This is a genomic window from Bacteroides xylanisolvens, from assembly GCF_018289135.1.
Taxonomy (GTDB): domain Bacteria; phylum Bacteroidota; class Bacteroidia; order Bacteroidales; family Bacteroidaceae; genus Bacteroides; species Bacteroides xylanisolvens.
Genome location: NZ_CP072216.1, coordinates 3,482,547 through 3,495,211 on the forward strand (window position 1 = coordinate 3,482,547; position 12,665 = coordinate 3,495,211).

General features: G+C 39.9%; 12 protein-coding genes, 1 tRNA gene and 1 pseudogene. All 14 read left to right on the top strand.

Features of this window, described 5'->3' with window-relative positions; all coding sequences use genetic code 11:
- Positions 1 to 7 precede the first annotated feature (7 nt).
- The 14 genes and pseudogenes from INE92_RS14865 (at position 8) to INE92_RS14930 (ending at position 12,630) form a co-directional block, all read left to right on the top strand.
- On the top strand, positions 8 to 1,141 hold the full coding sequence (locus tag INE92_RS14865) for an AI-2E family transporter (RefSeq protein ID WP_004306487.1): 1,134 nt from the start codon (positions 8 to 10) through the stop codon (positions 1,139 to 1,141).
- Between the two features lie 94 nt (positions 1,142 to 1,235).
- Positions 1,236 to 1,311 (top strand) — tRNA-Lys (locus INE92_RS14870).
- A 251-nt stretch (positions 1,312 to 1,562) separates the two neighbouring features.
- Complete coding sequence (locus tag INE92_RS14875) at positions 1,563 to 1,934, top strand: ISAon1 family transposase N-terminal region protein (RefSeq protein WP_008640050.1); 372 nt, start codon at positions 1,563 to 1,565, stop codon at positions 1,932 to 1,934.
- A 40-nt stretch (positions 1,935 to 1,974) separates the two neighbouring features.
- Positions 1,975 to 2,910, top strand: a complete 936-nt coding sequence (locus INE92_RS14880; protein WP_008025715.1) for an ISAon1 family transposase — start codon at positions 1,975 to 1,977, stop codon at positions 2,908 to 2,910.
- 609 nt (positions 2,911 to 3,519) lie between these two features.
- Entirely contained in the window at positions 3,520 to 3,717 is a 198-nt protein-coding gene (locus tag INE92_RS14885) for a hypothetical protein (protein ID WP_004306485.1), read from the top strand.
- Positions 3,718 to 3,909: 192 nt separating this feature from the next.
- Positions 3,910 to 4,337, top strand: a pseudogene (locus INE92_RS14890) (ferritin-like domain-containing protein).
- Between the two features lie 214 nt (positions 4,338 to 4,551).
- Complete coding sequence (locus INE92_RS14895) at positions 4,552 to 5,031, top strand: ferritin (protein WP_004309108.1); 480 nt, start codon at positions 4,552 to 4,554, stop codon at positions 5,029 to 5,031.
- Positions 5,032 to 5,060: 29 nt separating this feature from the next.
- A complete protein-coding gene (locus INE92_RS14900) occupies positions 5,061 to 6,113 on the top strand; it encodes a class I fructose-bisphosphate aldolase (RefSeq protein WP_004309107.1) in 1,053 nt (350 codons plus the stop codon).
- Between the two features lie 13 nt (positions 6,114 to 6,126).
- Positions 6,127 to 6,876, top strand: a complete 750-nt coding sequence (gpmA, locus tag INE92_RS14905; RefSeq protein ID WP_004309105.1) for a 2,3-diphosphoglycerate-dependent phosphoglycerate mutase — start codon at positions 6,127 to 6,129, stop codon at positions 6,874 to 6,876.
- A gap of 65 nt (positions 6,877 to 6,941) precedes the next feature.
- A complete protein-coding gene (locus INE92_RS14910) occupies positions 6,942 to 7,370 on the top strand; it encodes an Hsp20/alpha crystallin family protein (protein ID WP_004309103.1) in 429 nt (142 codons plus the stop codon).
- Between the two features lie 85 nt (positions 7,371 to 7,455).
- Positions 7,456 to 7,956, top strand: coding sequence for an RNA polymerase sigma factor (locus INE92_RS14915; RefSeq protein ID WP_008650022.1), 501 nt, complete (start codon positions 7,456 to 7,458; stop codon positions 7,954 to 7,956).
- Between the two features lie 20 nt (positions 7,957 to 7,976).
- Positions 7,977 to 8,960, top strand: a complete 984-nt coding sequence (gene pfkA, locus INE92_RS14920) for a 6-phosphofructokinase (protein WP_008777393.1) — start codon at positions 7,977 to 7,979, stop codon at positions 8,958 to 8,960.
- 152 nt (positions 8,961 to 9,112) lie between these two features.
- Positions 9,113 to 11,671, top strand: a complete 2,559-nt coding sequence (gene glgP, locus INE92_RS14925) for an alpha-glucan family phosphorylase (RefSeq protein WP_004326384.1) — start codon at positions 9,113 to 9,115, stop codon at positions 11,669 to 11,671.
- 188 nt (positions 11,672 to 11,859) lie between these two features.
- Entirely contained in the window at positions 11,860 to 12,630 is a 771-nt protein-coding gene (locus INE92_RS14930) for an arginase family protein (protein WP_004306464.1), read from the top strand.
- Positions 12,631 to 12,665: the final 35 nt, after the last annotated feature.

The following is a 12,665-nucleotide window of genomic DNA, read 5'->3' on the forward strand; positions in this document are numbered from 1 at the left end:
ACAGATTATGGAAAGGAAAAAGATAACATTCGACAGTTTTATACGCGGTTCCATCGGATGTGTGTTAGTTGTAGGAATATTAATGCTCGTGGAACGTCTTAGCGGAGTGTTATTACCTTTCTTTATTGCGTGGCTGATAGCTTATATGGTCTATCCGTTAGTCAAATTCTTCCAGTATAAGCTACGATTAAAAAGCCGCATTATTTCCATCTTCTGTTCCTTATTCCTCATTACGGTTATCGGAGTCACTTTATTCTACCTATTAGTGCCGCCGATGATTTCGGAAATAGGCAGAATGAACGACTTGCTAGTGACTTACCTCACCAATGGAGCCGGTAACAATGTGCCTAAGAATCTTTCTGAATTTATCCACGAGAACATTGATCTTCAGGCGTTGAACCGTGTATTAAGTGAAGAGAATATCCTGGCGGCAATCAAGGATACCGTCCCCAGAGTGTGGACTTTGCTTGCAGAATCTCTCAACATTCTATTCAGCATCCTTGCCTCTTTCATTATATTATTATATGTAATCTTTATATTATTGGATTACGAAGCGATAGCTGAAGGATGGTTGCATCTGCTACCCAATAAATACCGTACGTTTGCCTCCAACCTGGTTCACGACGTACAGGATGGTATGAACAGATATTTCCGTGGACAGGCTTTGGTTGCTTTCTGCGTAGGTATTCTTTTCAGCATCGGTTTCCTGATTATCGATTTCCCCATGGCTATCGCTCTGGGACTTTTCATCGGAGCATTGAATATGGTTCCCTACTTGCAAATCATTGGTTTCCTTCCCACCATTTTATTGGCAATCCTCAAAGCTGCCGACACCGGACAGAACTTCTGGATTATCATTGCATGTGCATTAGCCGTCTTTGCAATCGTACAAATCATACAGGATACCTTCCTTGTCCCCAAAATCATGGGAAAGATTACCGGACTGAATCCTGCCATCATCCTTTTATCTCTTTCTATCTGGGGTTCATTAATGGGAATGCTCGGCATGATTATCGCCTTGCCACTAACAACTTTGATGCTCTCCTACTACCAACGCTTTATTATCAACAAAGAAAAAATAAAATATGATGAAGTAGAAACTACTGATAATCAAGAAACAAGCCACAACGAGGAAAAATAATTGAAACTTTTTTCTACGTAATGCTTGCAAATTAAATAAAAGTAACTACCTTTGCACCTGCAATCAGGAAATAACTGATTCGCAAATAAGGATTGATTCGCTAGCTCAGCAGGTAGAGCACAACACTTTTAATGTTGGGGTCCTGGGTTCGAGCCCCAGGCGGATCACCAAAAACAAGATTAAGCCTCTGATTTTCAGGGGCTTTTCTTCTTATCCAAAGGCCTTATTCCCATTCTACTCTCCATTAAATATGAACAACAGAAAAAATTATATAGTCTACCTACAACAATCAGCCATGAAGCAGGAATGTCAAGACCCGAAGTAGAGGTACAAAAAAAAATTATACAGACTTACTCGACAGACAGAAACTGGCTCAGTCTGAAACCTTGGGGGATTGCGTTAAAATTCTTATTTTTGCATCATGAAAACATCCTCTTCCCAAACGATTGATCCTGTTGCTTCTTTAAGCTTGTTCTTGCCTTCAGGAATCCTTGATTACTTTACCCTAGTCAATCATGTTTCTCAGGATACTTGCTTTATTCTTTATCTAGAGGAGAAAGCCACTATTCCTGCTGAGTACTCTGATCTCCATCTTCACTCAAAAGGTTTCCTCCCTGAGATTGAAGTTCAGGACTTCCCTATCCGTGGTAAAGCCGTTTATTTACGTATCAAGCGTCGTCGCTGGGAAGATCCATCCACTGGGCAGACATATAGTCGTGACTGGAGTTTGGTAGCCACCGGTACTCGCATAACCGCTGAGTTCGGTGCTTTTTTAAAAGAATTACTTAGATAATCACGCCGTTAGCTGCCAAAGTGTAGCTGAGCATTACTGTATGGATGGCAAACAGCTTCAAAGCCAATATAAAGACCACCTGAGTGACTTCCAGAATTGGGATCAGAGAGCACATGCCCAAGAGTATATCCTTTATCCAAAGAATATGGGTTATCACCTATGTATTGACGAAACGGCTTTAAGTAAGGGAGATCTTTATACCATCTTAATAAATAGAGATAAGCGAGGTAGGAAAGGTTCTATTATAGCTGTAATTCAGGGCACTAAAACCGATGATATCATTGCGGTACTTACAAAGATGCCACAGGAGCTGCGTAATCAGGTCAAAGAAATTACACTGGATATGGCCGGGAGCATGCAAAAGATTGCCAAAACGTGCTTTCCACGTGCCATGCAGGTGATTGATAGGTTTCATGTACAAAAACTTGTATACGAAGCTGTACAAGAGTTGCGCATTACATATAGATGGCAAGTGATAAAAGAGGAGAATAAAGCTATGAAAGCGGCAAAAGAGAAGGGGGAAGTATATAAAGCAGAAGAACTCGAAAACGGAGATACACTCAGGCAATTATTGGCCAGAAGCAGATATTTATTATTTAAATCACCTGATAAATGGACCAAGAGTCAGAAAATCAGGGCAGAATTACTTTTCAAGCAGTTTGAAGATATTAAGCACGTATATTACTACTCATTGGAGTTGGGAAAGATCTTTTCCACAAACTATGACAAGGATGTAGCAAGAGCAAAGCTGGCACTATGGTATAATAAGATTGAAGAATATGGATACGATACATTCACAACAGTAGCAAACTCTATTGAGAATCATTATGAAAGGATTCTGAACTTCTTTGTGAACAGGAGTACAAATGCAGCAGCGGAAGCATTTAATGCTAAAATCAAAGCATTTAGGGCATCATTTAGAGGAGTAGTGGATATGAGCTTCTTCCTTTTTAGGCTAGCAAAGGTATATGCATGAAGGGAATTGACTAAACTTAATCCCCCAAGAATTACAACTGAGCCCAGAAACTGATTACTGAAGATAACCATTCCTCAGCCAATAAAAAGAAAAGCAATACACGCCACAACTTATTTTGCACAACTTGTTTGGAAAATAAAATATTTTTTCCTTACCTTTGTATTAGGATTTATTTCAAATCTTAATAAAAATAGAGCGTTAAGGCATTATCCAAGTTCAGGAAATCCCCAATTTCAAGACAACAACTGGATAATACATTGGACGCTCCACGTACTATTTATATATTAAAGTGTTATATATATAGGCGTGGGGCTTTGTGTATTATATGTTGTTGAGTATGGGGATACTTCTGAACGGTAATACCAAAGTTCCCACGCTTAACTTTATATATAAACACAGCTCCAGGGAACAGAGTTGACTAGAAGATAAACATTATGAAAGCAACTTGTTCTAAAAGTAAGACGACTGTCTCGACCGGTTTCTGTTCTTCGTTTGTTACTGTCTTTAGTGAAATTCTTATTCTGTTTATTTCCATTCCTGTTTTTTTCAAGACACACAATCACTATCTTACAAATTACATGCCAACATATTTTTCTGAGACCTTCCTCCATGATAGCCAATAATAGCGGTTCCTCTCACCATACAGAAAAAGACCTTTGGTTACAAGTTCTCGCTTTGGCAAAGGAAATACAGGACTGTAAGTCTTATCTGTATCCTAAGACCTTGGAATCTATATATGATAATATTGTAAGAATAGAAAAATTGTTGGATATTTTATTGATTATCACTCGTGGAAGTGACAAATAGACATTATTATTCCGCCTTATGCGACAATTTGTCCAATGCAGTAAAAATGTCGCATCATTAAACTATCGTTAAAAGTTTCATTTTTATAGATTACCTCTATGAAATGGAATTTTTATATACCAAGAAACGTACGCAATCAGTTATGTAACCTTAATGTTCAGAATAATGATAGATAAACGAATAGAAAGTACCATGAATGAATTGATCAACGCAGAAATATGGTCAACCAACTTATACCTGTCTTTACAGGTTTATTTTGAAAGTGAACAACTCCCGATACTGAGCTCCTGGCTAAATACCCAGGCTCAGGATAATATGAACAAAGTCTATCAAATGATGAGCTGGATATATCATAATGGAGGATGCGTTGCAATTAATGAGATAAAACGGGATGTGCAAAATGGCAAGCTCCAGTAAGTGCCTTAAACGAATTGATTGAACATGAACGATATATGTCCCGCCTAGTCTCCATACTCCTCATACTATGCCGAAACGTGGATGCGTCCTCTAATTCTTTCATCAACAGGCTGTATTCAGACCGAATATATCTAAGTACGGCCCTTTTGGAATTATTACGTATTCTTGCCCAAGAAAATGTGCGGAGACTACCTTATTTCTAACAGTATGTCCCTCCATTTAACATCTCATAATATTAAAGATTATATAACCTTGTATGGTCTACTTTTTGCAACATAATAAACAATAATAAAATAGATCATGAATATTTTATTAATAGGATAACCCGGTTTTATCGACATTTTGGGACAAGTTTATGCTTGTTTCAAGATAAGAGAGAATATTAAATTATTATTAACTCTAAAAATTTAAATCATTATGAGTGAGAAATTACAAAATGCTTTGAATGAACAAATCACAGCAGAATTATGGTCTGCCAACTTGTATCTGTCTATGTCTTTCTATCTAAAAAAAGAAGGTTTTTCAGGTATGGCCAACTGGATGCGGAAACAATCTGCAAAAGAAGTGGGACATGCGTGCACCATTGCCGAGTATATGGTTAAACGTGAGGCGACACCGAAAGTAGACAAAGTGGATGTAGTTCCACAAGGATGGGGAAATTCTTTGGAAGTTTTTGAACATGCCTTGGAACATGAAAAGCATATCTCCAAGTTGATTGACGAATTGGTATACTTAGCTTCAGAAGAAAAGGATAATGCCACACAGGATTTTCTGTGGAAATTTGTCCGGGAACAAGTAGAGGAAGAAGCCGGTGTACAGAATATTGTAAACCTGTTAAAGAAAGCCGGAGATAGTGGTATCCTTTTCATAGATGCTAAATTGGATGGATGCAAATAATAAACCTGAATAGTTAAAAGATAAATGATATGAGCAAAACAGTAGATATATTAGGTGGGCAGGCTGAATACTACCTAAACCATACATGCAAGACAATAGATAAACAACTGATTCATATTCCGGGTCCGGATATAGTAGATAAGGTATGGATAAATTCGGACAGAAACATTCGGACATTGGAGAGTTTGCAAACTTTATATGGACATGGACGTTTAGCGAATACCGGCTATGTATCCATCCTACCTGTAGACCAGGGTATAGAGCATTCTGCTGGGGCATCTTTCGCTCCCAATCCACTTTATTTTGATCCGGAGAACATCGTAAAATTGGCTATTGAAGGAGGATGTAATGCCGTAGCATCTACATTCGGCGTATTAGGCGCCGTAGCACGGAAATACGCCCATAAAATTCCATTCATCGTCAAATTGAATCATAACGAACTGCTTACTTATCCGAATAGCTATGACCAAGTAATGTTCGGTACAATAAAAGAAGCATGGAATATGGGCGCCATAGCAGTTGGAGCCACTATTTATTTCGGTTCGGAGCAAAGTCGCCGCCAAATAGTGGAAGTATCGCAAGCTTTTGAATATGCTCATGAACTGGGAATGGCTACCATTTTATGGTGTTATTTGAGAAACAGCGGTTTTAAGAAAGACGGAACCGACTATCACGCTGCAGCCGACCTGACAGGCCAAGCCAACCATATCGGAGTAACGATCAAGGCTGACATCGTAAAACAAAAACTTCCGTCCAATAATGGTGGCTTCAAAGCCATCGGCTTCGGAAAAACAAATGAGCGCATGTATACAGAGCTGACAACTGACCACCCGATAGACCTTTGCCGTTATCAGGTAGCTAACGGCTATATGGGACGCGTCGGACTAATCAACTCGGGTGGTGAATCTCATGGAGAATCCGACCTGCATGATGCTGTTGTTACAGCAGTAGTGAACAAACGTGCTGGCGGTATGGGGTTGATTAGTGGTCGGAAAGCCTTCCAAAAACCAATGAAAGATGGGGTCCAGCTATTGAGCACCATACAGGATGTATATTTGGATTCTTCAATAACCATTGCATAAAGACAGGTCGTCCATGAAAAGAATAGTATTATTACGTCATGGTGAGAGCCTATGGAACCAAGAAAACCGCTTCACCGGGTGGACAGATGTTGATTTAAGTGAAAAAGGCGTTGTAGAAGCCTGCAAAGCAGGCGATACATTACGAGAAGCCGGATTTTCTTTTGAGATTGCCTACACTTCTTACTTAAAACGTGCTATAAAAACGCTGGACTACGTTCTGGACCGCCTGAATGAGAGCTGGATTCCCGTCGAAAAGACATGGAGGTTGAATGAGAAACATTACGGCATACTTCAGGGACTTAACAAAAGTGAGACGGCTGCCCAATATGGTGAAGAACAAGTACACACCTGGCGGAGAAGTTATGATATAGCTCCTGCAGCATTGGGAGAGGACGATTCGCGCAATCCGAGTAAAGACATACGTTATGCAGATGTCCCGGATATGGAACTTCCACGTACGGAATCCTTGAAAGATGCCATTGAGCGTGTAATGCCTTATTGGAAATGCATCATCTTTCCCACATTGACATGTAAGGATAACCTGCTGGTAGTTGCCCATGGCAACAGCCTGCGTGGAATCATCAAGCATCTCAAGGAAATATCCGATACAGACATTTCCAACCTGAACCTGCCTACAGCAGTTCCTTACGTTTTTGAATTCGACAACCGGCTGGCTCTTGTCAAAGACTATTTTCTCGGTGATCCGGAAGAGATACGTAAACGGACGGAAGCTGTAGCAAAACAAGGAATGACTAAACAATAAAAGTTCTGTCAAGCAGCCAGACATATTTTCTAAACTTTAATTATTAACTAAAAAAGGAGGTAAAAATGGTACCTACAAAAATGAACCAGAATTGGTTACCAAGTATTTTTAATGATTTCTTTAACAATGAGTGGATGATGAAGGCAAATGCAACAGCCCCCGCTATTAATGTAATTGAAAATGAAAAGGACTATAAAATCCAATTGGCAGCTCCGGGAATGACAAAAAATGACTTCACCGTTAATGTGGATGAAAACAACAATCTAGTAATCTGCATGGAAAAGAAGGAAGAGAAGAATGAGGAGAAAAAAGACAAAAAATACCTACGCCGTGAATTCTCTTATTCCAAATTCCAACAAAGTATCATACTGCCGGACAATGTTGAAAAAGATAAGATTACAGCCAAGGTAGAACATGGGATTCTGTCTATAGATATTCCCAAAACAGTGGACAAAGAAGTTCAGAAGATAACCAGAACTATTGATATCAAATAAGATATCTTAGCTAAACTTTACCCAAGGCGTTCCTTATATTTAGGGGGATGCCTTGATATAAACCTTTGAACCTCAAATCACTATAATGAAAACATTCAATTTTGATGAAGCATTAATAGCTCTGCAAAGTGATCTGCTAGGTTTTGCATATAAATTGACAGCTGACAAACACGATGCTGAGGATTTATTGCAGGAAACAATGTTGAAAGCTCTGGATAATAAGGATAAATTTGATCCTGGAACAAATTTTAAAGGCTGGATGTATATCATTATGCGTAACGCTTTTATAAATAACTACCGGATAAAAAAAAGCCAGGGAGACTTATATATATTATCCGAACCCGACTATCATTTCCTGCTAAGAGATGACTCTTTTGCTTTCATAGACAATAGTCAAGATGCCAAGGAGATAAGGGCAGCCCTTAAAACACTACCTAAAGAACATTACAACGCTTTTATGTTGTATATATCCGGATTCAAATATCGGGAAATAGCTCAAGAAACAGGAGTGTCGCTAGGTACAATAAAAAGCCGTATCTTTCATAGTAGGAAAAAATTAAAGCAGTTACTTTCTGATTTTGTCTAATAATTGTATAAAAATGAATTATGAATAACAAGTATATTGGAATCCTGACTTCCGGAGGGGATGCGTCAGGAATGAATGCAGCGATCCGCGCCGTAACCCGTACCGCCATCTTCAACGGCTTTAAAATAAAGGGAATTTATAGGGGATACGAAGGACTGATTGCCGGTGAAGTAAAGGAACTCACAACAGAAGACGTGAGCAGTATTATTCAAAGGGGAGGTACTATACTGAAAACAGCGCGTTCCGAAGCTTTTACCACTCCGGAAGGACGTAAGAAAGCCTATGAAGTTATACAAAAAGAAAATATCAGTGCACTGATTATTATCGGTGGAGACGGTTCTCTGACGGGAGCCCGTATCTTTGCCGAAGAGTATAACGTGACATGTATAGGACTACCCGGTACGATTGACAATGATTTATATGGTACTGATTTCACCATAGGATACGACACGGCATTAAATACAATTGTTGAATGTGTAGATAAAATAAGAGACACCGCAACCTCACACGACCGCATTTTCTTTGTCGAGGTGATGGGACGTGATGCGGGCTTCCTGGCCCAGAACAGTGCGATTGCTTCAGGGGCTGAAGCTGCCATTATTCCGGAGGACAAAACGGATGTGGACCAGCTGGAGACATTTATCGGACGTGGATTCAGAAAAACAAAAAACAGCAGTATCGTCATTGTGACCGAAAGTCCCCAAAATAAAAATGGAGGTGCCATGTACTATGCCGACCGGGTAAAAAAGGAATATCCTGAATATGATGTAAGAGTTTCCATTCTGGGACATCTGCAACGCGGTGGGGCTCCAAGTGCCAACGACCGTATACTGGCAAGCCGATTAGGAGAAGCAGCCATCCAGGCTCTGATGGAAGACCAACAGAATGTGATGATAGGCATACGGAACAATGAAATTGTCTATGTTCCTTTTGCACAAGCAATCAAAAATGACAAGCCTATTGACAAAAGCCTGATTCGGGTACTTAACGAGCTGTCCATATAAAGTTATTAATTCACCACTGCTTGGAAAGACACTCCGGGAGGCAGACATACCGGACTGTATCATCATCGGGAAACTACAAAGTTTTATCCGGTATGGATAATGCCCTATTATAAAATAAACAAGGAAATATAAACTATTTAATGTACAATGTTATGGAATATCCAAGTTATAATGTAAACACTCCTCAATGGAGGGAAATTACAGTCGGTTCACATCTTCCCATGGAATTGGGAAAACTTGCGGAAATAGCACGTAATCTATGGTGGACATGGAATGATGACGCCAAAAGTATGTATTGCGACCTAGATCCGGAGCTTTGGGAAGAAACGGAGCAAAATCCGATATTGTTCCTGGAGCGGATGAATTATGAGAAGCTGGTAACACTGGCACATGATGAGTTTTTTATCCGCAAGATGAATACCGTCTATACTGCTTTCAAGGAATACATTAATGTAGTTCCAGATCATAAACGTCCGTCAGTAGCCTATTTCAGTATGGAATACGGCTTAGACAAGGTCCTCAAAATATATTCCGGTGGTCTTGGAATACTTGCGGGCGATTACCTGAAAGAGGCATCAGACAGCAACGTTGACCTTTGTGCCGTAGGACTGTTGTACCGTTATGGCTACTTTGACCAGTCTCTTTCCATGGACGGGCAGCAGATTGCCAATTATGAAGCACAGAATTTCGGACAGCTCCCAATCGAAAAAGTGATGCAACCAGATGGAAAACAGCTGGTAATCCACATTCCCTACGCCGACAGCTTTATTGTACATGCCAATGTCTGGAGAGTCAATGTAGGAAGAATCCCCCTTTATCTACTGGACACGGACAATGAACTCAATAGCGAGTTTGACCGTCCAATTACCCACCATCTGTATGGCGGTGACTGGGAGAACCGGCTGAAACAGGAGATTTTACTCGGTATAGGCGGCATGATGACACTGAAAGCTTTGGGTATAGAAAAAGACGTATATCACTGCAATGAAGGCCATGCCGCATTAATCAACATTCAGCGGTTATGTGATTATATAGCCGGTGGTCTGGATTTCGGCCAAGCGATGGAATTAGTACGCGCTTCTTCTCTTTATACCGTACATACACCTGTACCCGCCGGCCATGATTATTTTGACGAGGGACTTTTCAACAAATACATGAAAGGGTATCCCGACAAACTGGGCATAACCTGGAATAACCTGATGGATCTCGGACGCCATAATCCGGGAGACAAAGGAGAACGTTTCTGTATGTCTGTATTCGCCTGTAAAACCAGCCAGGAAGTAAACGGAGTCAGCCTGTTGCATAAAACTGTGTCACAGGAAATGTTCGCTCCTATCTGGAAAGGCTACTTCCCGGAAGAGAATCATGTGGGCTATGTGACTAATGGCGTACATTTCCCTACTTGGTGCGCCACCGAATGGGAAAAGCTTTTCAAAGACAATTTTGATGAGAGCTTTATTCATGACCAGTCCAATCAAAAAATCTGGGAAGCTGTCTACGACATTCCGGACGAAGAAATATGGAATACCCGCCTGAAACTAAAAACCAAACTGATAGATTATATCAAAAGAAAATGCAGCAAAGACTGGCTTAGAAGCCAGATCGATCCGTCATTAACCATTTCCATTTTTGAGAAGTTTAACCCGAATGCCCTTCTGATTGGTTTCGGACGACGTTTTGCTACATATAAAAGGGCGCATCTTTTGTTTACCGATATCGACCGCCTGGCTAAAATAGTGAACAATCCGAAATATCCGGTACAATTCATCTTTACAGGGAAGGCTCATCCCAGTGACGGTGCCGGCCAGGGACTAATCAGGCAGATTGTGGAAATATCCCGGCGTCCTGAATTCCTAGGTAAAATCATATTTCTTGAAAACTATGATATGGATCTGGCAAGACATCTTATCGCAGGGGTGGATATCTGGCTGAACACTCCCACACGTCTGGCCGAAGCCTCAGGCACATCAGGGGAAAAGGCACTGATGAACGGTGTACTTAATTTCTCAGTGTTGGATGGTTGGTGGTATGAAGGCTATTGTAAGGATGCAGGATGGGCGCTGACCGACAAAAGTATCTACCAGAATGAACAATATCAGAACCAGCTGGACGCCGAAGCAATTTACTATCTATTGGAGCATGACATTCTTCCTGCATATTATGAACATGGAGATAAGGAGTATTCGGAAAACTGGATTAAGTACATCAAGAATTCAATCGCACAAATAGCTCCCCGTTTTACCATGAAAAGGCAACTGGACGATTACTATGAGAAATTCTATATCAAACTGTCGGAGCATTTCCACATTCTCTCTGCTGACAATAATGCAAAAGCCAAAATGATATCTGACTGGAAAACCGCTGTCCGAAACAGGTGGGATTCCATTGAAATCAAATCCATAAAAGCCGGAAACGGGTTGGATGCGACAATCGAAGCCGGAAAGGAATATGAAGTAACAGTTGTTGTCGATGAGAAAGGTCTGGATGATGCAATTGGAATTGAATTGGTCATTATTCAGCATGAAAGTGGTCAAGATCATATCTATGAAGTCATACCTCTTCCACTAGTTTCCAAAGACGGGAATCTATATACCTTCAAGGGGACATCTCAAATTTTTAATGCCGGAAGTTTCAAACAGGCTTTCCGCATGTATCCCAAAAATAATCTATTACCACATAGACAAGATTTTTGTTACGTCCGATGGTTTTAAAAAAAAGGGAGGTGTGTCATAATGAATAATAAAACGCAAATTATCGCAGAAATAATTTCATAAATCGTTGATTAATATATAAATATAATTGAAATAATCTGCGATAATTTGCGTTAATCTGCGTTTTGACACACTCCGCTTTTATACATGACAAGTTTCAAAGGTTATTCAATAAAAGATAAAGAACAATGAAACCGAACATTATTCTTATGAATTTCACTCATGTCTATGAGCAGGAAAGATTTATAAACGACATCCATTTCCAGTGGATAGATTGTACCGACCTAAACGGAACCAACTGCTACTGTGATGCAGAAGCAGCCAAAGTCATTAGACAAAGAATGGCCCCCTACTTACCTGAAGGAATACATTTCATTGATTCCGGTAACTATCATTATATCAGTAAATTTTGGACGGATAAAATAAAGACCCCATTCTCACTAGTTGTCTTTGATCATCATCCAGATATGCAACCTTCCTTATTTGACAATCTAATGTCATGCGGATGTTGGGTGAAAAAAGTATTGGATACAAATCCTTATCTTCAAAAAGTATGTATCGTCGGTGCTGCTGAAAAGTTGATCAAAGCACTGCATCCCAATTATGGAGAAAAATTAAAGTTTTATAGCGAAACAGAACTTTCTCACGAAGAAGGATGGAACAGATTCTCTCATGAACATCTGAATGAGCCTGTCTATATATCAGTGGACAAAGATGTATTGGACATAAAATCAGCAGTAACCAATTGGGATCAGGGTTCCCTATCACTGACCGAATTGGAGAAACTCCTCTCCATCATTCTAAAAAAAGAAGAAATTATCGGAGTAGATATCTGCGGTGAATGTTCCAGTTCTTTGGATGTTTTCCAAAAAAACAGAGAACTTTCAATTAACAGTAAGGCCAATAAGGAACTATTAAATCTATTCCTGTCCAATCAAAACGAGATTCATCCCCTATAAGTAAATCATTAACATAGTCATGAATATTATGCTTA

Excerpts from the sequence above, each read along its gene's own strand:
- INE92_RS14865 (WP_004306487.1), top strand. The coding sequence starts at position 8 with ATGGAAAGGAAAAAGATAACATTCGACAGTTTTATACGCGGTTCCATC.
- INE92_RS14875 (WP_008640050.1), top strand. The coding sequence starts at position 1,563 with ATGAAAACATCCTCTTCCCAAACGATTGATCCTGTTGCTTCTTTAAGC.
- INE92_RS14880 (WP_008025715.1), top strand. The coding sequence starts at position 1,975 with ATGGATGGCAAACAGCTTCAAAGCCAATATAAAGACCACCTGAGTGAC.
- INE92_RS14885 (WP_004306485.1), top strand. The coding sequence starts at position 3,520 with ATGATAGCCAATAATAGCGGTTCCTCTCACCATACAGAAAAAGACCTT.
- INE92_RS14895 (WP_004309108.1), top strand. The coding sequence starts at position 4,552 with ATGAGTGAGAAATTACAAAATGCTTTGAATGAACAAATCACAGCAGAA.
- INE92_RS14900 (WP_004309107.1), top strand. The coding sequence starts at position 5,061 with ATGAGCAAAACAGTAGATATATTAGGTGGGCAGGCTGAATACTACCTA.
- gpmA (WP_004309105.1), top strand. The coding sequence starts at position 6,127 with ATGAAAAGAATAGTATTATTACGTCATGGTGAGAGCCTATGGAACCAA.
- INE92_RS14910 (WP_004309103.1), top strand. The coding sequence starts at position 6,942 with ATGGTACCTACAAAAATGAACCAGAATTGGTTACCAAGTATTTTTAAT.
- INE92_RS14915 (WP_008650022.1), top strand. The coding sequence starts at position 7,456 with ATGAAAACATTCAATTTTGATGAAGCATTAATAGCTCTGCAAAGTGAT.
- pfkA (WP_008777393.1), top strand. The coding sequence starts at position 7,977 with ATGAATAACAAGTATATTGGAATCCTGACTTCCGGAGGGGATGCGTCA.
- glgP (WP_004326384.1), top strand. The coding sequence starts at position 9,113 with ATGGAATATCCAAGTTATAATGTAAACACTCCTCAATGGAGGGAAATT.
- INE92_RS14930 (WP_004306464.1), top strand. The coding sequence starts at position 11,860 with ATGAAACCGAACATTATTCTTATGAATTTCACTCATGTCTATGAGCAG.